Source organism: Streptomyces sp. NBC_01363 (assembly GCF_026340595.1).
Taxonomy (GTDB): domain Bacteria; phylum Actinomycetota; class Actinomycetes; order Streptomycetales; family Streptomycetaceae; genus Streptomyces.
Window position 1 is genome coordinate 3,311,454 of record NZ_JAPEPF010000001.1, and the last position, 21,969, is coordinate 3,333,422.

The 21,969-nt window shown below is 70.7% G+C and carries 21 protein-coding genes and 1 pseudogene; 10 read left to right on the forward strand and 12 right to left on the reverse strand.

The window, feature by feature from the left end:
• Window position 1 precedes the first annotated feature (1 nt).
• From OG611_RS15290 to OG611_RS15300, 3 genes are all read right to left on the reverse strand, one after another.
• Entirely contained in the window at window positions 2-1,243 is a 1,242-nt protein-coding gene (locus tag OG611_RS15290; RefSeq protein WP_266419798.1) for a substrate-binding domain-containing protein, read from the reverse strand.
• A gap of 210 nt (window positions 1,244-1,453) precedes the next feature.
• Window positions 1,454-1,804 carry a DUF4190 domain-containing protein gene (locus OG611_RS15295; protein WP_266419801.1) on the reverse strand — a complete coding sequence of 117 codons (351 nt, stop codon included), beginning with the start codon at window positions 1,802-1,804 and terminating at the stop codon, window positions 1,454-1,456.
• A 178-nt stretch (window positions 1,805-1,982) separates the two neighbouring features.
• On the reverse strand, window positions 1,983-2,594 hold the full coding sequence (locus tag OG611_RS15300) for a TetR family transcriptional regulator (protein ID WP_266419805.1): 612 nt from the start codon (window positions 2,592-2,594) through the stop codon (window positions 1,983-1,985).
• 230 nt (window positions 2,595-2,824) lie between these two features.
• On the opposite strand from OG611_RS15300, the gene OG611_RS15305 reads away from it, so the two are divergent.
• The 7 genes from OG611_RS15305 (at window position 2,825) to OG611_RS15335 (ending at window position 9,333) form a co-directional block, all read left to right on the forward strand.
• The gene (locus OG611_RS15305; RefSeq protein WP_266419807.1) at window positions 2,825-4,156 is read left to right on the forward strand and encodes a glycosyltransferase family 4 protein; all 1,332 of its coding nucleotides are present in this window, start codon (window positions 2,825-2,827) and stop codon (window positions 4,154-4,156) included.
• A gap of 62 nt (window positions 4,157-4,218) precedes the next feature.
• The gene (locus OG611_RS15310; protein ID WP_266419810.1) at window positions 4,219-4,974 is read left to right on the forward strand and encodes a class I SAM-dependent methyltransferase; all 756 of its coding nucleotides are present in this window, start codon (window positions 4,219-4,221) and stop codon (window positions 4,972-4,974) included.
• Entirely contained in the window at window positions 4,971-6,044 is a 1,074-nt protein-coding gene (locus OG611_RS15315; RefSeq protein ID WP_266419813.1) for a prenyltransferase, read from the forward strand. Before OG611_RS15310 ends, OG611_RS15315 begins: the two co-directional genes overlap by 4 nt.
• A gap of 183 nt (window positions 6,045-6,227) precedes the next feature.
• The gene (locus tag OG611_RS15320; protein WP_266425896.1) at window positions 6,228-6,779 is read left to right on the forward strand and encodes a hypothetical protein; all 552 of its coding nucleotides are present in this window, start codon (window positions 6,228-6,230) and stop codon (window positions 6,777-6,779) included.
• A gap of 40 nt (window positions 6,780-6,819) precedes the next feature.
• Complete coding sequence (locus tag OG611_RS15325; RefSeq protein ID WP_266419815.1) at window positions 6,820-7,596, forward strand: maleylpyruvate isomerase family mycothiol-dependent enzyme; 777 nt, start codon at window positions 6,820-6,822, stop codon at window positions 7,594-7,596.
• Between the two features lie 92 nt (window positions 7,597-7,688).
• Window positions 7,689-8,765 carry a PHP domain-containing protein gene (locus OG611_RS15330; RefSeq protein ID WP_266419818.1) on the forward strand — a complete coding sequence of 359 codons (1,077 nt, stop codon included), beginning with the start codon at window positions 7,689-7,691 and terminating at the stop codon, window positions 8,763-8,765.
• Window positions 8,766-8,769: 4 nt separating this feature from the next.
• Window positions 8,770-9,333 carry a VOC family protein gene (locus OG611_RS15335; protein WP_266419820.1) on the forward strand — a complete coding sequence of 188 codons (564 nt, stop codon included), beginning with the start codon at window positions 8,770-8,772 and terminating at the stop codon, window positions 9,331-9,333.
• On the opposite strand, the gene OG611_RS15340 is transcribed toward OG611_RS15335, so the two are convergent.
• From OG611_RS15340 to OG611_RS15355, 4 genes are all read right to left on the reverse strand, one after another.
• Window positions 9,326-10,333, reverse strand: a complete 1,008-nt coding sequence (locus tag OG611_RS15340) for an LLM class F420-dependent oxidoreductase (protein WP_266419823.1) — start codon at window positions 10,331-10,333, stop codon at window positions 9,326-9,328. The two genes, OG611_RS15335 and OG611_RS15340, sit on opposite strands and share 8 nt — an antisense overlap.
• Window positions 10,334-10,456: 123 nt before the next feature.
• Window positions 10,457-11,302 carry a DUF5336 domain-containing protein gene (locus tag OG611_RS15345; protein WP_266419825.1) on the reverse strand — a complete coding sequence of 282 codons (846 nt, stop codon included), beginning with the start codon at window positions 11,300-11,302 and terminating at the stop codon, window positions 10,457-10,459.
• A 194-nt stretch (window positions 11,303-11,496) separates the two neighbouring features.
• Window positions 11,497-12,444 carry an N-acetylmuramoyl-L-alanine amidase gene (locus OG611_RS15350; protein WP_266419828.1) on the reverse strand — a complete coding sequence of 316 codons (948 nt, stop codon included), beginning with the start codon at window positions 12,442-12,444 and terminating at the stop codon, window positions 11,497-11,499.
• A 35-nt stretch (window positions 12,445-12,479) separates the two neighbouring features.
• On the reverse strand, window positions 12,480-13,067 hold the full coding sequence (locus OG611_RS15355; RefSeq protein WP_266425899.1) for a class I SAM-dependent methyltransferase: 588 nt from the start codon (window positions 13,065-13,067) through the stop codon (window positions 12,480-12,482).
• A 248-nt stretch (window positions 13,068-13,315) separates the two neighbouring features.
• Here OG611_RS15355 and OG611_RS15360 point away from each other — a divergent pair, with 248 nt between their 5' ends.
• The gene (locus OG611_RS15360) at window positions 13,316-13,474 is read left to right on the forward strand and encodes a hypothetical protein (protein ID WP_266419831.1); all 159 of its coding nucleotides are present in this window, start codon (window positions 13,316-13,318) and stop codon (window positions 13,472-13,474) included.
• A gap of 187 nt (window positions 13,475-13,661) precedes the next feature.
• Here OG611_RS15360 and OG611_RS40895 read toward each other — a convergent pair.
• Window positions 13,662-14,261, reverse strand: a pseudogene (locus OG611_RS40895) (SPASM domain-containing protein); the annotation flags it as partial.
• 718 nt (window positions 14,262-14,979) lie between these two features.
• Entirely contained in the window at window positions 14,980-15,171 is a 192-nt protein-coding gene (locus OG611_RS15365) for a hypothetical protein (protein WP_266425903.1), read from the reverse strand.
• A gap of 178 nt (window positions 15,172-15,349) precedes the next feature.
• Between OG611_RS15365 and OG611_RS15370 the strand changes: the two genes are divergently transcribed.
• A complete protein-coding gene (locus OG611_RS15370; protein ID WP_266419834.1) occupies window positions 15,350-16,696 on the forward strand; it encodes a tetratricopeptide repeat protein in 1,347 nt (448 codons plus the stop codon).
• Window positions 16,697-17,843: 1,147 nt separating this feature from the next.
• On the forward strand, window positions 17,844-17,990 hold the full coding sequence (locus OG611_RS15375; protein WP_266419837.1) for a hypothetical protein: 147 nt from the start codon (window positions 17,844-17,846) through the stop codon (window positions 17,988-17,990).
• Between the two features lie 280 nt (window positions 17,991-18,270).
• Here OG611_RS15375 and OG611_RS15380 read toward each other — a convergent pair whose 3' ends face one another.
• From OG611_RS15380 to OG611_RS15390, 3 genes are read right to left on the reverse strand one after another with little or no spacing between them, the layout of a single operon-like run.
• Window positions 18,271-19,602, reverse strand: coding sequence for a M20/M25/M40 family metallo-hydrolase (locus OG611_RS15380; protein ID WP_266419839.1), 1,332 nt, complete (start codon window positions 19,600-19,602; stop codon window positions 18,271-18,273).
• On the reverse strand, window positions 19,599-20,990 hold the full coding sequence (locus OG611_RS15385; protein WP_266419841.1) for a cytosine permease: 1,392 nt from the start codon (window positions 20,988-20,990) through the stop codon (window positions 19,599-19,601). The genes OG611_RS15380 and OG611_RS15385 overlap by 4 nt, the downstream gene beginning before the upstream one ends.
• Window positions 20,990-21,943 (reverse strand): DUF1177 domain-containing protein, encoded by a 954-nt coding sequence (locus OG611_RS15390; protein WP_266419843.1) that lies wholly within the window; start codon window positions 21,941-21,943, stop codon window positions 20,990-20,992. The genes OG611_RS15385 and OG611_RS15390 overlap by 1 nt, the downstream gene beginning before the upstream one ends.
• Between the last annotated feature and the right edge of the window lie 26 nt (window positions 21,944-21,969).

A 21,969-nucleotide genomic window follows, 5' to 3' on the forward strand; every position in this document is an offset into this window, starting at 1 on the left:
GTCAGCCCGCCGAGGGCTTCGCGGGCGGCGCCACCTCGTCCATCGGCGCGGTGGACACCAGCTCCGGCCGGGCACCGGCGCCCGTCCCCTTGAGCTTCGCGACGAACATCGGCTGCACCAGGGCGTGGTCCTGGGCCCGGACCTGCTCCTTGCCCTTCACCCCGTCGAAGCTCCAGCCCTCCAGGGCCTTCACCATGGCGGCGGTGTCGGTGGCGCCGCCCTTCTCGATGGCGCGCACCACCATCTGCGCGGCGGTGAAGCCGTCGGGGGTGAACAGGTCCGGGGTGCCGCCGGCCTTCGTGACCGAGTCGATCATGGACTTCTCCACGGCGTTGCCGCCGCCCGCGCCGGGGAAGTAGTGCGCCAGGAACGACACCTTGGAACCGGCGTCGCCGAAGACCGGGTACGAGGCCGTTCCGGCCAGGCCCGTGACGACCTTGCCCGCCTCCAGCACGCCCTGCTGGTCCAGCGCGGTCCACAGCGCCGGCGCGGTCGAACCGGCCCAGGCGACGAAGACCAGATCGGGTCCGCCCGCCTTCACCTGCCGGGCGAACGGGGTCAGGTCCGTGGCACTGGGCGGAGCCAGTACGGAGCCGACCTTCGCACCCCTGGAACCGAGGACGGCCTTCACGGCGGCGACATTGGCCTGGCCGAACGTGGAGTCCTGGGCCAGCACCGTGACCTTCTTGCCCTTGGCCTCGCCGAGCATCGTCCCGGCGGTGAGGATGTCCTGGTAGGACTGCCGGCCCGAACGGAAGGTGTAGTCGTTGATGCCGGTCACGGCGTCGGTGGCGGCCGGGCCGCTGATGTACAGCACCTTGTTCTGGGCGGCGAGCGGCGCCATCTGGAGCGCCACGCCGGAATCGGTGGTGCCGGCCAGCACCTTGTAGCCCTTGCCGATCAGGTTCTTGGCCGCGGAGACCGCCTTGCCCGGATCGCCCGCGTCGTCCTGCTCGGTGACCTCGATGCGGTGCCCGGCCACCTCGCGGGTGCCCTTCGTGGCGTGGTCCAGGCCCGCCATGAATCCGTCGCGGTACTGCTTCCCGTAGTCCGCGAGGAGCCCGGTCCGGGAGTACACCAGGCCGACCTTGACGGTCCCGCCCTTCGCGTCCCCGCCGGAATCGCTCTCGCCCGCCTTCCCGGCGGCGGTGCACCCGGTCAGCACGAGACCGGCGGCGGTCAGCGCGACGACGGCGGAGAGGGATCTGCGGTGGCGGGCGGTGCCCTTGGCTCTGCGACGCATGGTGACCGGCTCCTCGGCGTGTTCATGTGATGTCGCCGAACCGTATGAACACCGTGCCGCCGTCGACATGGTGCAGGGCACCCCACCTGGCACGGTGCGCATGTGGGGGCCGCACATGGGCCCGGAACGCGAAAGCCGCGCCGGGGAACCGGATCGTACGGTTCCCCGGCGCGGCCGGAACGTGGTGCGTGCGTCGCGGGCGGTGGCCCGTCAGGCCCAGGCGATGGCCTGGACCGTGGCCACGGTCACGCCGAGCACGGCGAACGCGATGCCGACGCTGCCCATCACGATGCCGGCGACCGCCTGGCCCCGGCCGCCGCCCTGGCCCCGGTCCGCCATGCGCTTGGCCGATATACCGAGGCAGAGCGCGATGATCGGCAGGATGATCGGGATGAGCAGCAGGCCGAGGATGCCGAGCACCATCGAGGCGGTCGCCTTGCCGCTGGGCAGCGCGGCACCACCGGGGTACCCGTATCCGGCAGGCGGCTGGGCGCCGTATCCCGGTCCGCCCGGGGCCTGCGTCCCCGTCGCGCCGCCTGCAATGCCTGACTGGTCAGTCATGTCTTCCTCTCATCGATACTGGTCATGACCATGTTAAAGAGCGGCCTGTCGCTCTTTCGGTCCGAACGGTGAGGGGAATGTGATGAAAGGGCCACGGGGCAGGACCCGTATGTGCTAGGGCGTGTTTGAGAAGTAGCGTCGTCCGCCCGCGAGACAGGCGGGACTTCTCAAACATGCCCTACGGCGCGTCCGTCGGCCTGGTCACGTCGATCAGCCGGCACACCGTGTCGATGTCGATCTTCACCTGGGCGATCGACGCCCGCCCCGACAGCCAGGTGATCAGGGCCGAGTGCCAGGTGTGCTCGATGACCCGGACCGCGGACAACTGCTCCGGCGTCGGATGCTCCAGCCCCATCGCGTCCAGGATGATCGCCGTCGTGATCCGCGAGACGGTGTCCACCTCCGGGCTGACGCTGCGGTCGGCGAAGGTCAGCGCCCGCACCATCGCGTCCGCCAGATGCGGCTCGCGCTGGAGCGCGCGGAACGCCCGCATCAGGGTGTCGGCGACCCGCTGCGCCGGGTCCTGCCCGGCCGGGGGGCGCTTGTGCAGCGTCGTGTGCATGTGCTGGAGCTGGTCCTGCATGGTGGCGACCAGTAGATGGATCTTGGACGGGAAGTAGCGGTACAGCGTGCCCAGGGCGACCCCGGCCTCCTCCGCGACCTCACGCATCTGCACCGCCTCGAAGCCGCCGCGGCCGGCGAGCTGGGCGCTGGCGTGCAGGATGCGGCGGCGGCGGGCCTCCTGCCGTTCGGTCAGGGGCGGCGATGCCGGCTTGGCTTCCGCTGTCATGTGTCCCCATCCATGGCTTCTGTCCGCGACCGGAGGGAGGCGCTCGGTCTCCCGGGGGCGCACAGCATGCCAGCGTGCCCGGTGGTGGCGCGAATCACCTGATCCGGCCGTTGCACCGACGCTACCTGCCGGTAGATTCGTAGCTCATTGAACGATCCAGTCTGAAACTTGTTCTAGATTAGCGTGAGCGGTTACGCTCCGGCGAACACGCAGTGAGAAGGGGGCCGAGTGTGACCGCTGAGGCCGTAGAGTCGGGCCCCCGCACGGGCGACGACACGTCCGGTGCCGCCGGCGACCGTCCGTTGCGCATCGCACTCCTCACCTACAAGGGCAACCCCTTCTGCGGCGGCCAGGGCGTCTATGTACGCCACCTCGCCCGCGAGCTCGCCCGGCTCGGCCACGGCGTCGAGGTGATCGGCGCCCAGCCCTACCCGGTGCTGGACGAGGGCGTCCCGCTCACCGAGCTGCCGAGCCTGGACCTCTACCGCCAGCCCGACCCGTTCCGCACCCCGAGGCGCGGCGAGTACCGGGACTGGATCGACGCCGCCGAGGTCGCCACCATGTGGACCGGCGGCTTCCCGGAGCCGCTCACCTTCAGTCTGCGCGCCCGCCGCCATCTCGCCGCCCGGCGCGGCGAGTTCGACGTCATCCATGACAACCAGACCCTCGGCTACGGGCTGTTGGCGGACCTCGGCGCCCCGCTCGTCACCACGATCCACCACCCCATCACCGTCGACCGGCAGTTGGACCTGGACGCCGCCGAGACCCGCCGCAGGCGCGCCTCCGTACGCCGCTGGTACGGCTTCACCCGCATGCAGAAGCGGGTCGCGCGCCGACTGCCGTCGGTGCTCACCGTCTCCGGCTCCTCCAAGCAGGAGATCGTCGACCACCTCGGGGTGCGCCAGGACCGGGTCCACGTCGTGCACATCGGCGCGGACACCGACCTCTGGTCGCCCGACCCGTCGGTCGCCGAGGTGCCCGGCAGGATCGTCACCACCTCCAGCGCCGACGTACCGCTGAAGGGCCTCGTCCACCTCGTCGACGCACTCGCCAAGCTCCGTGCCGGGAACCCGGAGGCGCACCTCGTGGTCGTCGGGAAGCGGGCCGAGGACGGGCCCGTCGCCCAGGCCATCGAGCGGCACGGACTCCGGGACGCCGTCGAGTTCGTCAAGGGCATCAGCGACGCCGAACTCGTCGACCTGGTGCGCGGCGCCCAGATCGCCTGCGTCCCCTCGCTGTACGAGGGCTTCTCGCTGCCCGCCGCCGAGGCCATGGCCACCGGCACCCCCCTCGTCGCCACCACCGGCGGGGCGATCCCCGAGGTCGCGGGCCCGGACGGCGAGACCTGCCTGGCCGTCCCGCCCGCCGACGCCGGGGCACTGGCCGACGCGCTCGCCCGGCTGCTCGGCGACCCGGAGCTGCGCGCCCGGCTCGGCGCCGCGGGCCGCGACCGGGTGCTCTCCCGCTTCACCTGGAAGCAGGCCGCCATCGGCACCGCCGCCCTCTACCGCGAGGCGATTGCCGCCCGGTCCGGCGCCACGCGCCCCGGCGGCCGACGTTGACCCCGCCGCCCGTTCCCGTCGCCCCAGCCCCCTGACCCCCTCGACCGCGAAAGCAGGCATTCGTGCTGACCGTGGACTTCACCCGCTTCCCGCTCGCCGCAGGTGACCGAGTGCTCGACCTGGGCTGCGGCGCAGGACGCCACGCCTTCGAGTGCTACCGGCGCGGCGCCCAGGTCGTGGCCCTCGACCAGAACGGCGAGGAGATCCGCGAGGTCGCGAAGTGGTTCGCCGCGATGAAGGAGGCCGGCGAGGCCCCCGAGGGCGCCACCGCCACCGCGATGGAGGGCGACGCGCTCAACCTGCCGTTTCCCGACGAGTCCTTCGACGTCGTGATCATCTCCGAGGTCATGGAGCACATCCCCGACGACAAGGGCGTCCTCGCCGAGATGGTCCGGGTCCTCAGGCCCGGCGGCCGGATCGCGATCACCGTGCCGCGGTACGGCCCCGAGAAGGTCTGCTGGACGCTCTCCGACGCCTACCACGAGGTCGAGGGCGGCCACATCCGCATCTACAAGGCCGACGAACTGCTCGGCAAGATCCGCGGCGCCGGCCTCAAGCCGTACGGCACCCACCACGCCCATGCCCTGCACGCGCCGTACTGGTGGCTCAAGTGCGCGTTCGGGGTGGACAACGACAAGGCGCTGCCGGTCCGCGCGTACCACAAGCTGCTGGTCTGGGACATCATGAAGAAGCCGATGGCGACCCGGGTCGCCGAGCAGCTGCTCAACCCGGTCGTCGGCAAGAGCTTCGTGGCGTACGCGACCAAGCCGCACCTGCCCGTGGCCGCCGCCGAGGACCTCACCAAGGCCGAGGCGTGACCGTTCCCGAGCAGACCGAACACCTCGTACTGCCCGGAGTCCTCACCGCCGAGGAGGCCGCCGAGACCGTCGCCGCCCTTCTCGCCGTGCAGTGCGAGGACGGCGCCCTGCCCTGGTTCCGCGGCCACCACCTCGACCCGTGGGACCACACCGAGGCCGCCATGGCCCTCGACGCGGCGGGCGAGCACGCCGCCGCGGAGCGCGCGTACGACTGGCTGGCCCGGCACCAGAACGAGGACGGCTCCTGGTACGCCGCGTACCAGGACGGAGACCCGGACCGGCCGACCGACCGCTCGCTGGAGACCAACTTCTGCGCGTACGTGGCCGTCGGCGTCTGGCACCACTACCTCGCCACCGGCGACGACGCGTTCGTCGACCGGATGTGGCCGACCGTCTTCGCCGCCGTCGAATTCGTCCTGCGGCTCCAGCGGCCCGGCGGCCAGATCGGCTGGAAGCGCGAAGCCGACAGAACCCCCGTCGACGACGCGCTGCTGACCGGCTGCTCCTCCATCCACCAGGCGCTGCGCTGCGCGCTCGCCATCGCCGAACGGCGCGAAGAGCCGCAGCCCGACTGGGAGTTGGCGACGGGCGCGCTGAGCCATGCGATCCGCCACCACCCGGAACGCTTCCTGGACAAGAGCCGCTACTCGATGGACTGGTACTACCCGGTCCTCGGCGGCGCGCTCACCGGGACGGCCGCCAAGGAGCGGATGGAGGAGGGCTGGGACCGCTTCGTTGTCCCCGGCCTCGGGGTGCGCTGTGTGCTGCCCAACCCATGGGTGACCGGCGGCGAGAGCTGCGAACTCGCCCTGGCCCTCTGGGTGATGGGTGAGTCCGACCGGGCGCTGGAGATCCTCCAGTCCATCCAGCACCTGCGCGCCGAGGGCGGCATGTACTGGACCGGGTACGTCTTCGAGGGCGACCGGGCCTTCTGGCCCCAGGAGCTCACCACCTGGACGGCCGGTTCGCTGCTGCTCGCCGTGGCCGCGCTCGGCGGCGACGAGGCGACCACGGCGGTCTTCGGCGGCGAGCACCTGCCGCACGGGCTGGAGCCGGACTGCTGTAGTTAGGGTCTGTGCGGCAGTGGCAGACCCGGACGGCCTGTGCGGCCGCGGCAGACCCGGACGGCGTTTCCCGAGTGGCACGCCGCCCCGGGCCGGGCGAACCTTACCGAGAGTGGCCGAGAGCGTCACTCATCGTAGAGGTCGCCTCGATGTGCCCGGCCAGGGAGGCCCGCTGTGCCCAGATCCGCCGTGACCGGTTCGGTACCGCTCCGCCGTCTGCTCGTCCCGCTGCTGCTGTCCTGCGCCCTGGTCGTGGGCGCCACCGGGTGCGGCGGAGGCGGCGGCAACAGCGCGAGCAGCTCCGCGTCCCCGAGCGGTACGTCGTCGGCCGAGGCGCAGAAGTTCGCCAAGACGCGGTTCATCACCAACGCCGGGCTCGCCGCCGGTGCGACGTACCAGTGGATCGTGAAGCCGTACCGGGCGGGCAAGTTCAAGAAGGGCGCCGACGGACGGACGTTCGCGCTCGTCAAGGCCGGGCTCGCGGGCGGCTTCACCTACAACCGGCTGAAGGCGGCGGTGACCAACGCCAAGGGCGATCCACTGCTGTCCAAGGCAGTCGCGCCGCTGACGGCGGGCATCGAATCGCTCAAGGGGCTCGGCGACAAGCTCCGCAAGGGCGAGGCGGGCGCGGGCGACATCGGCGCCTTCGAGAGCGTGATCAACGGCATCAAGTCGGCCGGCAGCAGCGCGGGCGCCGAGGTGCAGGACAAGGTGCCCAGCGCCTCGCAACTCGGCGGGTAATCAGTGGGGTTCGACTCGTGATCGAACTAAGGTGCGTGGCATGAGCCGACCGACGCACGACCGCTACTGTGACGAAATCACCGCCCGCACCGATGCGTTGAGGGCCACGATCCGTGGCGCGGACCTCGGCGCCACCGTTGCGACCTGCCCCGACTGGACCCTGCGCGAGCTCGCTCTCCACGTCGGCAGGGCCCACCGCTGGGGCGGCGAGATCGTACGGACCCGCGCCACGGAGGCGGTTCCGTCGGAGCAGGTACCAAAGAACGCCCCCGGGAGCGACGATCCAGCCGCGCTCGACGCCTGGCTGGAGGAGGGTGCGGCGCGGACCGCCGAGGCGCTGCGGGCCGCGGGACCGGACGAGGAGGTGTGGTCCTGGGCGTGGGAGCGGAGCACGGGCTTCTGGGCACGCCGGATGGCACACGAGACGATCGTCCACCACGCCGACGCGGCGCTCACCGCGAAGACCGGGTACGAGGTGGCGCCGGAGCTGGCCGCCGACACGATCGAGGAGTGGCTGGAGATCGTCGCCTTCGCGCGGGCCGCGGGCGACGAGCGGGCGGCCGGGCTGACCGGCGCCGCGCGCTCCATCCATCTGCACGCCACGGACGCGCCGGGCGCCGAATGGCTGATCGAGTTCGGCGAGGACGGCTTCACCTGGCGGCGCGCCCACGAGAAGGCGACCGTGGCGCTGCGCGGCCCGCTCACCGACATCATGCTGGTCTTCAACCGGCGCCTGGCGGCGGACAGCGACCGGGTCGAGGTGCTGGGTGACGCGAAGCTGCTGGACTTCTGGCTGGAACACTCCGTGTTCGGCTGAGCGGCCACCCGGCGCCGCTGTGCGGGCCGGGCCGGGCTGCGCGAAGCTGGAGGGGAGAGCACGTAGTGTCCGGCGGCCCCGTGGAGGTGCCGATGGAGCCCGTCCGCGCCCTGAAACGGATCGCCTTCCTGCTCGAACGCGGCAGGGCCGACACCTACCGTGTGCATGCCTTCCGCGCGGCCGCCGACGCGGTGGCCGCGATGGCGGACGGCGAGGCCGGCCGACGGGCGGCGGCCGGTTCGCTGGAGGCGGTCAAGGGCATCGGGCCGAAGACCGCGCAGGTGGTCCGGGAGGCGGTGGCCGGGGACGTACCCGGCTATCTGGCACGGCTGGAGGCGGAGGCCGCCGCCCGGCCGGCCGAGGGCGGCGAGGGCCTCCGCGCGCTCCAGCGCGGCGACTGCCATCTGCACTCCGACTGGTCGGACGGCGGCAGCACCGTCGAGGAGATGGGCCGCACCGCGGCGGAGCTGGGCCACGAGTGGGCGGTGCTCACCGACCACTCGCCCCGGCTGACCGTGGCGAACGGACTCTCCCCGGACCGGCTGCGCCGGCAGCTGGCGGCGGTCGCCGCGCTCAACGAGCGGTGGGCGCCGTTCCGGCTGCTCACCGGCATCGAGTGCGACATCCTCCCCGACGGCTCCCTCGACCAGGAGGAGGAGCTGCTGGCACAGCTGGACGTCGTGGTGGTCTCCGCCCACTCCGAGCTGCGGATGGATCCGGCCCCGATGACCAGACGCCTGCTCGCGGCCGTCCGCCACCCGCGGGCGAACATCCTCGGGCACTGCACGGGGCGGCTGATCGCGGACCGCAAGCGCCCGGAGTCCCGGTTCGATGCGGACGAGGTCTTCGCCGCGTGCGCCGAGGCGGGCACCGCGGTGGAGATCAACAGCCGGCCGGAACGGCTCGACCCGCCCCGCCGGCTGCTCGGCCGGGCCGTCGACGCGGGCACTCTCTTCGCCATCGACACCGATGCCCATGCGCCCGGACAGCTGGACTGGCAGATCCACGGCTGCGCCCGCGCCGAGGAGTGCCGGGTCCCGGCGGAACGCGTCGTCACCACGTGGCCGGCCGACGAGCTCCTGGCCTGGTCGCGCGGGGGCACGACCCCGGAGCGGGCCCGCTCCGGGGTGGACGGGGCCGTCGGCGCAGCCCCGGGACAGGAGCGGTGAAACCATGACGGCCACCAGCGTGCGAGGCATCGACCACATCGGGGTCACCGTCCCCGACCTGGAGACCGCGACCCTCTTCCTCGCGAGGGCCTTCGGCGCCGAGGTGCGCTACGACACCCTGCGCCGCCAGGACGGACCCAACGGCGGGCCGGACGTCGAGCGGCGGCTCGGCGTCCCGGCAGGCACCCAGCAACTGGCGATCAGAATGCTGGCGCTCCCCGGCGGCGGGCCGGGCATCGAGCTGTGCGAGTTCCAGGGCCCCCGCCGCGAACCCCCGGCGCTGCCCTGCGACTTCGGCTGGCAGCACGTGGCGCTGTACGCGGACGACCTGGACGCGGCCGTACGGGACTGCGTGGCCGCGGGTGCCACGCTGCTCGCCGAGGCACAGCCGCTGCCGGGCCCCGAGGCGGGGGAGCACAACCGGTTCGCGTATCTGCGCACCCCGTGGGGCAGCACCCTGCAACTCCTCACGTACCCCGACCCCCAGCCCTGGCAGCACACCGCACCCGGCGGCACCGGCACCGGCACCTGGCCCACCGACCCGGCCAGACCTCCAGCCCTCAGTTGAGCTCCGCGAGCACCCGCAGCGTGTGCGGGTCCGGTGCCGTCACCAGCAGATCGGTGACCGGCCCCTTGCGCCACAACTCCAGCCGCTCCGCGATCCGTTCGCGCGGTCCGACGAGCGAGATCTCGTCCGCGAACGCGTCGGGCACCGCCAGCACCGCCTCTTCCTTGCGCCCTTCGAGGAAGAGCCGCTGGATCCGCCGCGCCTCCTCCTCGAAACCCATCCGCGCCATCAGATCGGCGTGGAAGTTGCGGGCCGCGTGCCCCATCCCCCCGATGTAGAAGCCGAGCATCGCCTTCACCGGCAGCAGCCCCTCGGCGACGTCGTCGCAGACCCGTGCACGGGCCATCGGCGCGATCATGAACCCGTCCGGGAGGTCGGTGAGCGAGGCCTCGTACACATCGGTGCGCATCGGCGACCAGTACAGCGGCAGCCAGCCGTCGGCGATCCGGGTCGTCTGTGCGATGTTCTTCGGCCCCTCCGCCCCCAGCAGCACCGGCAGCCGGGACCGCAGTGGATGGGTGATCGGCTTCAGCGGCTTGCCCAGGCCGGTGGCGTCCGGACCGTCGTACGGATGGGAGTGGAACCGGCCGGCCAGCTCGACGGGGGCCTCGCGGCGGAGCACCTGGCGGATGACGTCGACGTACTCCCGGGTCGCGGTCAGCGGGCTCGTGGGGAACGGCCGCCCGTACCAGCCCTCCACCACCTGCGGCCCGGACAGCCCGAGGCCGAGCATCATCCGGCCGCCGGAGAGATGGTCGAGGGTGAGGGCGTGCATCGCGGTCGCGGTCGGAGTGCGCGCCGCCATCTGCGCGATGCCGGTGCCCAGCCGGATCCGGGAGGTGTGCGCGGCGATCCAGGTCAGCGGGGTGAACGCGTCCGACCCCCAGGCCTCCGCCGTCCACACCGACGCGTACCCCAGCGCCTCGGCCTGCCTGGCGAGCTCCAGATGGGCGGGGTCCGGGCCGCGGCCCCAGTACCCGAGCGCGAGTCCAAGCCTCATCTCCGCCGCCTCCCAGTATTTCTGACGAAGCGTCAGCCATGTGACGCACGACGGAGGGTACGACAGCGGCCCCCCGCCCGGAAGGGGCGGAGGGCCGCTCTCGTACTGCCGTGGGGCGCGGGATCAGCCGCGCTGGATGCCCGTGGCGTCCTGGAGCACACCGCGACGGCCGTCCTGGGTCTGGGCGATCAGGCCCGGACCGCGCTGCTCCACCGCGAGGTACCAGGTGCCGGGCGCCAGTTCGGCGATCGGCGACGGCGAACCGTCCTCCCCGTACAGCGGGCGGGCCACCGGCACCGCGAACCAGAACGGGGTGAAGTCACCGGTCGGCGCACCCGCGGCGGGGGCCTGCTGGGCACCCGCCTGGGGCTGCGGCTCCGGCTGACCGGGCTGCGGCTGACCGGGCTGCGGCTGGGCGCCGTAGGGCTGCTGCTGACCCGGCTGGCCGCCGTACGACGGCTGCTGGGCACCGGGGTAGCCGTATCCCTGGCCGGGCTGCGGCTGACCGCCGTACGGGGGCTGCACGCCCCTCGGGCCCGAGGCGCTCACCAGCGGGGCCTTGAGCGCGGGGACCAGCGGGGTGGCGACCGCGCCGCCCGCGAGCACGATCGCGGCGAGCAGGCCGAGGATCAGCCCGGCGCCCGTGTTGCTGCCGTCGATGATCGTCCAGAAGGCCGTCCACACCGCGAAGATGCTGAGCGCGGCACCGAACTGACCGAGGTCGAAGCCGACGACCTTGCGGCCCGGGGTGGCGCGGCCCACGATGACCAGCGCCGCTCCGATGATCCCGGCCAGGTAGACGCTCATCAGGAGCCCGAGCGAGTCCCAGGCGTTCGGGGCGTTGTAGCGGGAGCAGTTGATGCCCGCAGGACAGTCGAAGCCGTAGAGGTCGAGGAAAGAGGCGATGAACAGCACGACCGCTGCTCCGATCACCACGCCGTCGCCTCGAGTGAGGGAGCGGATATTCACGTGAAGGTCCTTAGTCGATCGTCTCGTCGGGGCGGTCGTCGCTGCCGCCTGCACGGGTGCGGCGGGCACGGCACGAAGCTCGGGGGGCGCGGCCCCCATCGTACGGATGAATCTATCGTCTGATCGGGTGGGTTGTGTTCCTGCCCGGACGCCGCCCGCACATCCCCCCAATTTCGCCTCAGAACTACCTCTTGCTACCCGTTGAGGTAGCTGCTGATGCCGTCGGCAATCCCCTGTGCCGCCTTCTGACGCCAGCCCGCGCTGGTGAGCAGGGCGGCATCCTTCGGATCACGCATATTGCCGCATTCGATGAACACTTTGGGCACGGTCGACAAATTAAGTCCGCCCAGGTCCTTGCGAACGTCCAATCCGGTATTGCCACCGACGTAATTGGAAGGCGCACTTCCGGTAGCGCGGACGAATAGCCCCGCGATCCGGGTGCCGAGGTCGCGCGACGGTTCGACGATCTTCGAGGTGTCCGCAGCCCCGCCCCGCACCGGCCCGGGGAGGATCACATGGAAACCGCGGTTGCCGGCCGCTGAGCCGTCCGCGTGCACCGACACCACGGCATCGGCCCGCGCCTCGTTGCCGATCCGGGCCCGTTCGTCGACACACGGCCCGTACGCGCGGTCGTTGTCGTACGTCAGCACGACCTTCGCGCCCTGCTTCTGGAGGAGGGTGCGCAGCCGGTGCGACACATCGAGGGTGAACTGTGCTTCCGCGTAACCGGAGTTGGTCGACGTTCCGGTGGTGTCGCACTCCTTGTGCGTGGTGCCGATGTCCACCTGGCGGTTGATCTCGCGGGTGTGCAGGTGGTTGTTCGGGTTGTGCCCGGGGTCGATGACGACGGTCTTCCCGGACAGCGGCCCGGTGGCCCCGCCGCCCGTGCGCGGCGTGGGCCCCGAGGGCTTCGGCTTCGCGGACGGGGTGGGGGAGGCTGACGTCTTCTCCGGCGCCGGAGCGGTCTTCGACGGTGGCGGGGCAGAGGTACCGCTGCCGCCCTGCCGGGGCTCGGCCTGCGCCCCGCCGACGACGTCGCCCGCGCCGCAGCCCGCGGCGGTCAGGCACACGGCGACGAACGCGGCGGCGGCGAGCAGGGACCGGCGGCGCCGGGTGGGGGGAACACTCTCGTCGTACGGCACCACGCGATGCTATCGGGGCCCTCGGACGGCCGCCCTCAGATGCCGGTTCCGGTACGCCGCAGTACCCGCAGCGAATCCGTCACGGACACCTCGGTGAACGCACCGGAGGCCAGTGCCCGCAGATAGACGCGGTACGGCGCCTGGCCGCCGTGCGCGGGGTCCGGGAACACATCGTGGATCACCAGCAGCCCGCCCTCGGCGACATGCGGGGCCCAGCCCTCGTAGTCGCCGTTGGCGTGCTCGTCGGTGTGGCCGCCGTCGATGAAGACGAAGCCCAGCTTCCCGCCCCAGACCGCCGCGACCTGCGGGGACCGTCCGACCAGCGCCACGACGTGGTCCTCCAGGCCTGCCGCGTGCAGGGTCCTGCGGAAGGTCGGCAGCGTGTCCATCCGGCCGACCTCCGGGTCCACCACGGTCGGGTCGTGGTACTCCCAGCCGGGCTGCTGCTCCTCGCTGCCGCGGTGGTGGTCGACGGTGAGGGCCGTCACACCGGCCGCCCGCGCGACATCGGCGAGCAGGATGGTGGAGCGCCCGCAGTACGTGCCGACCTCCAGGAGCGGCAGCCCCAGCGCGGCGGCCTCGGTGGCGGCCGCGTACAGCGCGAGTCCCTCGACCACCGGCATGAAGCCCTTGGCGGCCTGGAAGGCGGCGAGAATCTCGGGCGCGGGCTCGACGACGGACTCGGCGGGCACGGGTTCCTCCTGGTGGGGACGGGTACGCGTTCGACGGCGCCCCATCGTGCCGTACGCCCCCGCCGAAGGAGTCGGCGGGGGGCGCGGCCGCCCCGCGCTCCCCGGAGGGCCGACGGCCTGGTGACGGTGGCGCCGCAGCCCCGCTTTAGCTCGCGCGGCACATCGAGGCGCTGTCCGCGGTGAACGGCTTCCTCGACTCCCGGGGACTGGCCTGGTCGATCCCCAGCGGCGACGGGATCGGCGAGCAGCACCTCGGCCCCGAGGTGCGGCAGTACCTGGACGCGGCCCGGTCGGACTTCCACGACGTCCCAGCCGTACCCCGCCCATGCACCACGTGAAGGCAGCACGGACAGGGCTCGGTTCCCTCACCGCGCGGGCGAAGGCGCGGCACCCCTGAAAGACAGCAGTCCGCCCCACGGAAGGGACGCAGGGCCCACACGGGCCGCACATGGGAAGGAACTGCGGCGGGGTGCACGACTGAACTCCGGTTCCGTGCACGGCCGCGATGTCCGCAGTGACCCGCGCTGCCTGTGCGCCGTTCCAGACCTCGGCCACGGGAGTGGCCTTGACGTTGCCCATGGTGAGGAACCGCCCGAGGACGCACGGCCACATGTCGCCCGTGGGACCGATGGCGCACTTCTCATGTGCGCAGTGCCCGCACAGATCCTCGATCGTGGGCGCGGCCCCCTGACTGGCCCGTCCGAACGCGCGGGTCCGATCCCCGTTGGAGCGGGGCCGGTCGGCCGCGCTGTCCTGCGTCGCTTCCCTCCGCCCTTGCTGGCGAATGTCCACAGGGACTTCGTGCAGCAGCGCCTTACGTTGTGCTGCTGCCTGGTTGTCGTCGGGGGTGGTCGGCTCCCCGCCCGTACTGCGCTTGGCTTCCTTCCTCACCGCCGCCACGGTGGGGCTGGACTTCTTGAACACTGGTCGCGTCTTTCTGCGTGCCGAATCCGGCCCCGGTTGGGGGCGGGGATGCTCGCTCCGCTCTCCGCCGTCACACGGAGTCGAGCGAGCCGCCATCGGATGAGCTGCCGGGCGTGAGCGGTCCGGAGCCTTGGGAAGTCCCCACCGATGACGGAAGTTGTGGGGTGGGCTACGGAAGGGGAGGTGAGCAAGCCGGAACATGGGTCACGACTTGTGACCACTCCGGATCAACTCGCCCCACTCCACGAAGCGCGCACGGAGCCAATCGCGATCCACGCCCGACCCAGAGGCGAGTTCCTTCATCGTCGTCCCGCTCCGGTACTTGGCGATCAGCTCGTCTCGGGCCGCAACCGCGGCTTCTCGGGCTGCCGCCACTTCCGCGGGCGTACGTCGGATTCGGGGGCGCTGGTTGAAACTGGGGCTACCCATGTCTGCCTGATCTCTCATCTGCCTGGTGGAGCCGCCCGACTGCCACCGTCCCTTTGACATGGGGGCAGCCGGGCGGGGTCTGGTGGGGGTCAGGCGCTGGTCAGCGTGGCCGGTGCCTGCATGGACTCCGGTATGAGCAAGGGGCGAGCGGTGAGCCCATACCAACCGGTCCTGTCCCTGGCAACGAACGCGAACTTGGCCCCCGTGGCGAGCTGGTGCAATGCGTCGTCCTGGCGCTCGTCGTCGTCGGCCCACGCACGTAACTCGGTGGGTGCGTCGCGCACGGACGGGGCACCGGCCGTAACACGACCGAGGGAATCCACGGACTGTCGGCAGGATCCGGGCCCAGCCCGTGCGCAAGCCGGTCGGCTTGTCCCCGGAGTCACCGGAGCGCAAGCCGCGGAGTCGCCGTGAGGGTTCCGCCGAGATAGACGGTCGTCGCCCGCGTGCACTTCGACCAGGAACTGGTTCGGCACGTTGGGAGCCGTGCTCACAGCCCGCCCCGGCTGCTTCTGAGATTCCGCAAAGCGGTCTCGACGCTGAGTCGTTCGGCGGGGGTCAGTGCGCGAACCCACTCGGGCTCGGTTTCCCATTCGGCACCACCACCGACCGGCCGCAGCGACCAGTACGGGCCGGCGAGCCCACGGAACTCTCCGATTCGGCTACGGCTCGTGTCCCGCATCAGCGCCCCCTCGGAGGGCGGTACCGGCTCTGCATTCACTCGCCTGTTCCTTCCGCTGCGAACCCGACTGTTCGCTCTAGGCAACCGCGTAATCACCCCCGGCGGTACTGTTGTGAAGCGCACAAGGATTAAGAGCGTTAAGCGCTTAACGCAGTCGTGCGTGGGGAGTTGAACGACCGTGGGCACCAGCGAGGCGAACACAGCACTGGAGCGGCTGTTCCGCGAGACTGGATGGACGCTGCGGCAGTGCGCGCAAGCGATCAACCGGGTTGGGACTGAGCGCGGCACCCCGAAGCAGTACCATGCGCCTTCCGTTCACCAGTGGTTGAGCGGGAGCATGCCGCGCGAGGTTGCCCGGCCGTTGATCTTGGAAGCGTTCGCCCGGCGCCTCGGGCGGCCCGTCACGTATGCGGAAGTCGGCTTCCCAGATCCCGAGGACGGGACGGAGGCAACACCGTCCAGCACGGTTGACGGGATCATTGATCTCGGACGGTTGGACATGGACCCCTCCCGCCGTAGCGTGCTCAGCGTCGCTCTGTTCTCCGTCGCACTGACAGTGCCTAACTGGCCGGACGTGGTGGGGCGCATGGAAGCTGCGCAGATAGGCAGCCGGACCCGCATCGGCATGTCCGATGTGCACACGGTTTCTGCCATGACAGAGCAGCTCTCGTCAATGGACGACCAGTTCGGAGGCCGAACTGCTCGCCCCCTCGCCGCAACCTTCCTGGTGAACACGGTCGCTCCGTTCCTCAGGACGGACGGCCCCGAGGACGTACGCAAAGCCATGATGTCCGCGGCTTCCGATCTCTGCTACCTCACCGGATACATGGCGGTTGACGAGGGTCTGCACGGGCTCGCACAGCGCTACTACCTGAAAGCACTGGAGCTTGCGGGAGCGTCGGAGGACCACCTTACGTACTGCACCACGCTTCGGGGCATGAGCGTGCAGGCGGTGGACCTGGGACAAGGGCCGATGGCCATGCGGCTCGCGGATGCTGCGGCGGCTTCCTCTCCCCAGGCCGGTCCGCGAATGCGTGCCTTTCTCGCCGGCCAGCAGGCACATGCGTCCGCACAGGTCGGCGACCGGCGCTCCGCGCTCGTCTACTTGCAGGAGGCCGAAGTCGCCATGGACAAGGCGGAGTCTCGTGGGAAGGCGTTCGGCTCGTACGCCCCCGCATCACTCAATTACCACACCAGCCAGGTCCGGTTCGAAATGGGCGACGTGCACGGCGCTGTTGCTGCCATGCAGGAGTCGGACAGGCTTCGAGACAGCGTCTACCGGCGTACTCGCGTCAAGGAGCGGGCGATCCTCGCCGAGCGGCAACTGGCTGTGGGACATCTCGAAGCCGCGTGCCAAACGTGGGGGCTCGCGCTGGACGATTACCCGCTGGTCAACTCGGGGCGCATCGACAAGCGGATGACGGACATGTTCAACCTCATTCGCCCCCACGCCCGGAACCATGACGCCCAAGCCCTGTACGAGCGCGCACGCGAGACGGTTCGGCCCGAGCTAGTCCCGGCGTAGCGAGAGCCCCGCCACGCCCCAAGTTGGGGCGCTCGCACTGGTTGATACGGGCAACACAGATGCAGTAATCCGTCAGTGTGGCGGTATCCACGGCGCCGATACCGGCCGTGAACTCCAGTACCGGGACGACCCTGCGCCACTCGCGTGAAGCGACTTCCCGGTAACGGGCGTTCACCGCGCACTGATCTCCGGGCACGTCCGCGAACGTGTCCGTCCAGTCCGGTTCGGACAGCTCGGCGGTCGGAACCCGCACACCCTCGGAAACGGGGCGCTTGCCGGGGTTGCCCTCGCGGATCACCTGTAGCGGCGGTGTCTTACGCATCGGGTCTGCCATTCCCTCACCCCTCCCATAGGTCGTGAGTCGGTCATGTGGACAGCGCGGAGCCTCCCCGCGCAAAGGGCGGTAGCTGCGGCGCGAGCTTTTTGCCTCCCTGCCGCTCAGCAGCGAGAGGGGCAAGGGGTCACCCCCTGGTCAGAACGGCGGACGCTCAGACGCTTCATGCCGAGAGCGAACCTCAGCAGCGAATCCGCCCGGCTGATTGCGCGCGGTCTCGCCGTTGTGACACGTCACGCACAGAGGGCGAAGATGCTTCGCCGCATCCGGGTTCGCCTCACCCCGCGCGATCAACTCGCGCCGAGACAGCGGGAAGTGATGTGCCACGTTCGCCGCGCGACCGCGCAGGACACACCACGGGTTGGTGTACAGGTACGTCCCACGGATGCGCTGCCACCGCGTTGTGTCGGCAGCGCCACCACGTGACGCACGATCCTTGTCCGCTTCCCTCTGATGCCGAGCGCAGCGGCCACCACGGGCAGTCAACTCGGGGCACCCGGGTACCGAGCACGGCGGGCGGGGCCTACGGGGCACGTCGGGTTCTCCTAACCTCAGTGAGTTGCGATTCCGGCTCTCCAGCCGAATTGGCTGCCACCCTGCGCGTGTTGCAAGTCAGCGTCGTTCCGGTTGGTGGGATATCGACCTGCTGGGACAACGTGTGTTCACAGCGGTGAACAAACGGCCCCGACGTGGTGGTCTCATCGCTTCCTACGACGTCACGGAACGGGCAGCTCCGGAAACTTGCACAAAGTGTGCAAGTCGAGCGCCTGCCGGGCGTCTGCAATGAGGTCCACCAACACACGAGAGGCAGCCATGACGCCCAAGACCGAACGCAGCCCCGCAATCGAACTCCGCATCGGCGGGGCGCACTTGACGATCCAGCGCATCCCCGGATGGCTGGTGGCAGCCTTCGCCACGACCACAGGTAGCGGGCTCGCCGCATGGTTCACGTCCCGGTGACGTTTCTTGACGAACTAGATCCGGATGAACCAGCTCCGGGGAGTTCCAGCACACACGTCAAGATCCACTTCTGAAACGCACCCTAGCTACGTGCGCTGGGAGACCCGGAGGGCAACGAGTTCTGCGTCGGCGCAGCCTCTGCGTGATGCGCGAGCAGCGGGACAGCACCGGTTCCGGGCGCAATGACGTACGCCCCCGCCGGACGCGATGCGTGTGCGGCGGGGGCGTACGCGGGGTGAGCCCGGGTCGGGGCGCCCCTGGCAGGGGTGCGATATGGAGGTCAGCAGCTCTGCCAGAGTCGGGTCATGACCCGGACGCCGAAGCGCAGGCCCTCCAGCGGGACGCGCTCGTCCACGCCGTGGAAGAGCCGGCCGTAGTCCAGGTCGTGCGGGAGCTTGAGGCCCTTGAAGCCGAAGCAGCGGATGCCGAGGTGGGTGAAGGCCTTGGCGTCGGTGCCGCCCGGATTGCAGTACGGGACGGGGTGGCCGTCCGGGTCCTCGGCGCGCACGGCCTCGCACATGGCGTCGACCAACGGGCCGTCGAACGTGGTCTCCAGCGCGATGTCGTGGTTGACCCACTCGCGGCTGACCGAGGGGAGGAGGAGCTTGTCGATGGTGTCGATCAGCTCCTGCTCGTGGCCGGGCAGGAAGCGGCCGTCCACCCGGGCGGTCGCCTTTCCGGGGATGACGTTGGTCTGGTAGCCGGCGTCGAACATGGTGGGGTTCGCGGAGTTGCGGAGCACCACCTGCATGAAGTCGGAGACCGGGCCCAGCTTCGCGAGGCTGCCCTCGATGTCGTTCTCGTCGAACTCGACACCGTAGAGGCGGGCGGCCTCTTCGAGCAGGGCGCGGACCGGTTCGATCAGCCGGATGGGGAAGGTCTCGCGGCCGATCCGGGTGAGGGACTCGGCGAGGTCGGTGACCGCGTTCTCGTCGTTGGGGGACGAGCCGTGGCCGGCCCGGCCGGTGGCGGTGAGCTCCATCCAGGCCATGCCGCGCTGGGCGTTCTCGATCGGGTAGAGGCGACGGGTGTCGTCGATGGCGAAGGAGAAGCCGCCGCCCTCGCCGATCGCCTCGGTGACCCCGGCGAAGAGCTCCGGGCGGTGCTCGACCAGCCAGTGGGCGCCGAACTTCCCGCCCGCCTCCTCGTCGGCGAGGAAGGCGAGGACCAGGTCGCGCGAGGGCCTGGTGCCGGTGCGGGCGAAGTGGCGGGCGGTCGCCAGCATGACGGCCACCGTGTCCTTCATGTCGATCGCGCCCCGGCCCCAGAGGTAGCCGTCGCGGATCTCGCCGGAGAAGGGCGGGACCTGCCACTCGGAGGCGTCGGCGGGGACGACGTCCAGGTGGCCGTGGACCAGGAGGGCGCCGCGCTCCGGGTCGGCGCCCGCGATCCGGGCGATGACGCTGGCGCGACCCGGGGCGGACTCGACCAGCTCGGAGTCGATGCCCACCTCGGCGAGCCGGCCCACCACCCAGTCGGCGCTCGCGCGCTCGTTGCTGGTGGGGTTGGAGGTGTCGAACCTGATCAGTTCGGCGCAGAGTTCGATGACCTCGTCCTGGGCCTCGTCGGACGCCGGGACGAAGGAGGGGGCGGTGGGGTCGAGGGGGGTCATGCTGCTCCCACAGGGGTTGTCGCGGGGGCGGCGGGGGCGGCGGTGTCGTCCTCGTCGTCCAGGGTGGAGGTGCCGTACGGCTTCACCCAGCCCAGCAGGCCGAGGACGCTGTACAGGATGAAGGCGGTGGCCAGCGAGTTCAGGGCCGGGATGCCGCCGTCGTAGAACTTGCCGACGCAGAACGCCGCGATCCAGATGGCGATGGACATCGGCACCCAGGTCGGCGAGGACTTCGGCAGGGTCTCCGACTCCCGGGTCTCGTCCAGCGGCTTGCGCATCCGCTTGACGACCCAGTACTCGGCCACGATGATGCCGCCGATCGGCGGGATGGCGACGCCGAGGATCGAGAGGAACTCGGTGAAGTGGGTCATGATCCCGACCGCCGACAGGGCCGTGCCCGCGACGCCGAGGACGATCGTGACCGCGCCGCGGTGGACCCGCTTGCCGAAGACGACCTGGAAGAAGTTGACGACGCCGAGCGAGGAGCCGTACAGGTTCCAGTCGTTGATCTTGGCGGTGGACATCAGGACCACGATCACGCCGAAGGCGCCGGAGGTGGAGAGCACGATGTGCGAGACCTCGTTGCTCTTGACCAGGTGGCCCAGGAGCACACCGGTCAGGCCGACGATGTACTCGGAGAGGATCATCGACGAGGCGCTCTGCAGGAAGACGTGCGAGCCCTTCCGGTTGTACCGGGTCATCTCCGGGGACACGATCGCGCCGGTCATGTAGCCGCCCGCGATGGCGGTGGCGGCGACGGCGAGCGGGATCGTCTGGCCGGGCGGCGGCGAGTGGATCAGTTCGCTGAACGAGTGGTCCTTCAGTGTCGAGACGATCGACCAGGCGACCATCGCGAAGAACAGCGGCGTCACGATCTTGGCGAAGACGGCCATGTACTTGAAGCCGAAGATCACCAGCGCGGTGATGGCGATGCCCGCCAGCACGCACCACATCCAGGACGGGCCGCCGACCAGCGCCGAGACGCTGTTGCCGAAGATCGTGTTCTGGACGCCGAACCAGCCGACCAGGCTGACCGCGATGACGAAGCTGACCAGTGCCGAGCCGTTGCGGCCGAAGCCGACCCAGCGGGTCAGCATCGGCGTCGCCAGGCCCTCGCGCATACCGGCCAGGCCGATCGCGAAGATCACGACCTCCAGGATCACCGCGCCGAGCGTGAAGGCGAGGAAGGCGTCCCCGAAGGTCATGCCGACGCCGATGGTGGCGCCGAGGGTGAACTGCGAGATCGAGCCGGACTGGGCCAGCCACTGGAGCAGCATCGACCAGAAGCCGAAGCGCTTGTCGCGCGGGACGCGGGACAGCGAGTAGTCGTCGCTGCCGATGGCCTTGGCCTCGGGGGCCACGGCCTCGGCCTGCGGGGTGGCTGCCATCAGGACTCCTGGGATGTACGGCCGAAGGTCTGCAGGTGTGCCAGCGACCCGTAGCGGTTGACGAGGTTGTCGAACTCCACCGCGTCGTGGAAGTCCAGTTGGCCGCTGCCGTAGGCCTTGGCGACCTCCACGGCGTAGCGGGCGGCGGACGCGATGTCCGCCTCGTGGCTCGCGCCCGTACCGCAGCCCGGCACCGCGGCGGCCGAGGTGATGGCCAGACCGACGACCGGGGCGGCCGTCGAGGTGGAGGGCTGAAGGATCGAATTGATGTGGTGTGCCCCGTTACCGTACGGGGTGATGTCCTGCGTGGTCACGGGGTACGTGACCAACGGCTCACCGGTCACCACGGCCAGCAGCTCGCCGAGCTGCTCGCTGACCCGGAGCACCCAGCCCTCCTTGACGGTGGGCGACAGGGCGAGGCCCTTGTGGTTGATGATCCGGTTGCCCTTGGTGGTGTCGATGGAGAGCACGGCCTCCATCTCGCCGGTCACCTCGTGGCGGTTCATGGTGGCGATGTCCACGGGCGAGCCCATGAACGGCACCGGGTCGTGCGGCTCGGTCGGCGCGTTCGGGCAGATGTGGGTGGCGACGATCACGTCGCCGGGCAGTACGTCGCCGCGGCGGCGCATGTCGAGCAGCTTGGCGGCGGTGGCGATGGCCGAGACCGCGCCGTCGGCGTCGGAGACCAGGCCGGTCACCTCGGGCCGGGCGCCGATGCCGCCGAGCCGGCCCACCACGCCCAGCGTGCGGGCACTGCCCCCGGACGTACGCCCTCGGGAGCCGGGGATACGGACCATCACGAAGTCAGTCGAGCCCTGCTCGCCGACGACCGTGGTGACCTTCGCGGACGAGCCCTCGGTCCCGCTCACGGAGTCGAGGTACTCGACGACCGTCTTGCCATTGACCTGGGGATCGTCCAGCAGATCGACGATGTCCAGCACGTACTTCAACATGGGGGGCCTTTCTCGCTCATCCGGGC

What these genes read in the sequence shown, in the direction of transcription:
- OG611_RS15290 (WP_266419798.1), bottom strand. Translation starts at nt 1,243, where the DNA reads ATGCGTCGCAGAGCCAAGGGCACCGCCCGCCACCGCAGATCCCTCTCC.
- OG611_RS15295 (WP_266419801.1), bottom strand. Translation starts at nt 1,804, where the DNA reads ATGACTGACCAGTCAGGCATTGCAGGCGGCGCGACGGGGACGCAGGCC.
- OG611_RS15300 (WP_266419805.1), bottom strand. Translation starts at nt 2,594, where the DNA reads ATGACAGCGGAAGCCAAGCCGGCATCGCCGCCCCTGACCGAACGGCAG.
- OG611_RS15325 (WP_266419815.1), top strand. Translation starts at nt 6,820, where the DNA reads ATGAGCCGACCGACGCACGACCGCTACTGTGACGAAATCACCGCCCGC.
- OG611_RS15330 (WP_266419818.1), top strand. Translation starts at nt 7,689, where the DNA reads ATGGAGCCCGTCCGCGCCCTGAAACGGATCGCCTTCCTGCTCGAACGC.
- OG611_RS15335 (WP_266419820.1), top strand. Translation starts at nt 8,770, where the DNA reads ATGACGGCCACCAGCGTGCGAGGCATCGACCACATCGGGGTCACCGTC.
- OG611_RS15340 (WP_266419823.1), bottom strand. Translation starts at nt 10,333, where the DNA reads ATGAGGCTTGGACTCGCGCTCGGGTACTGGGGCCGCGGCCCGGACCCC.
- OG611_RS15355 (WP_266425899.1), bottom strand. Translation starts at nt 13,067, where the DNA reads ATGCCGGTGGTCGAGGGACTCGCGCTGTACGCGGCCGCCACCGAGGCC.
- OG611_RS15365 (WP_266425903.1), bottom strand. Translation starts at nt 15,171, where the DNA reads ATGCGGGACACGAGCCGTAGCCGAATCGGAGAGTTCCGTGGGCTCGCC.
- OG611_RS15375 (WP_266419837.1), top strand. Translation starts at nt 17,844, where the DNA reads ATGACGCCCAAGACCGAACGCAGCCCCGCAATCGAACTCCGCATCGGC.
- OG611_RS15380 (WP_266419839.1), bottom strand. Translation starts at nt 19,602, where the DNA reads ATGACCCCCCTCGACCCCACCGCCCCCTCCTTCGTCCCGGCGTCCGAC.
- OG611_RS15385 (WP_266419841.1), bottom strand. Translation starts at nt 20,990, where the DNA reads ATGGCAGCCACCCCGCAGGCCGAGGCCGTGGCCCCCGAGGCCAAGGCC.
- OG611_RS15390 (WP_266419843.1), bottom strand. Translation starts at nt 21,943, where the DNA reads ATGTTGAAGTACGTGCTGGACATCGTCGATCTGCTGGACGATCCCCAG.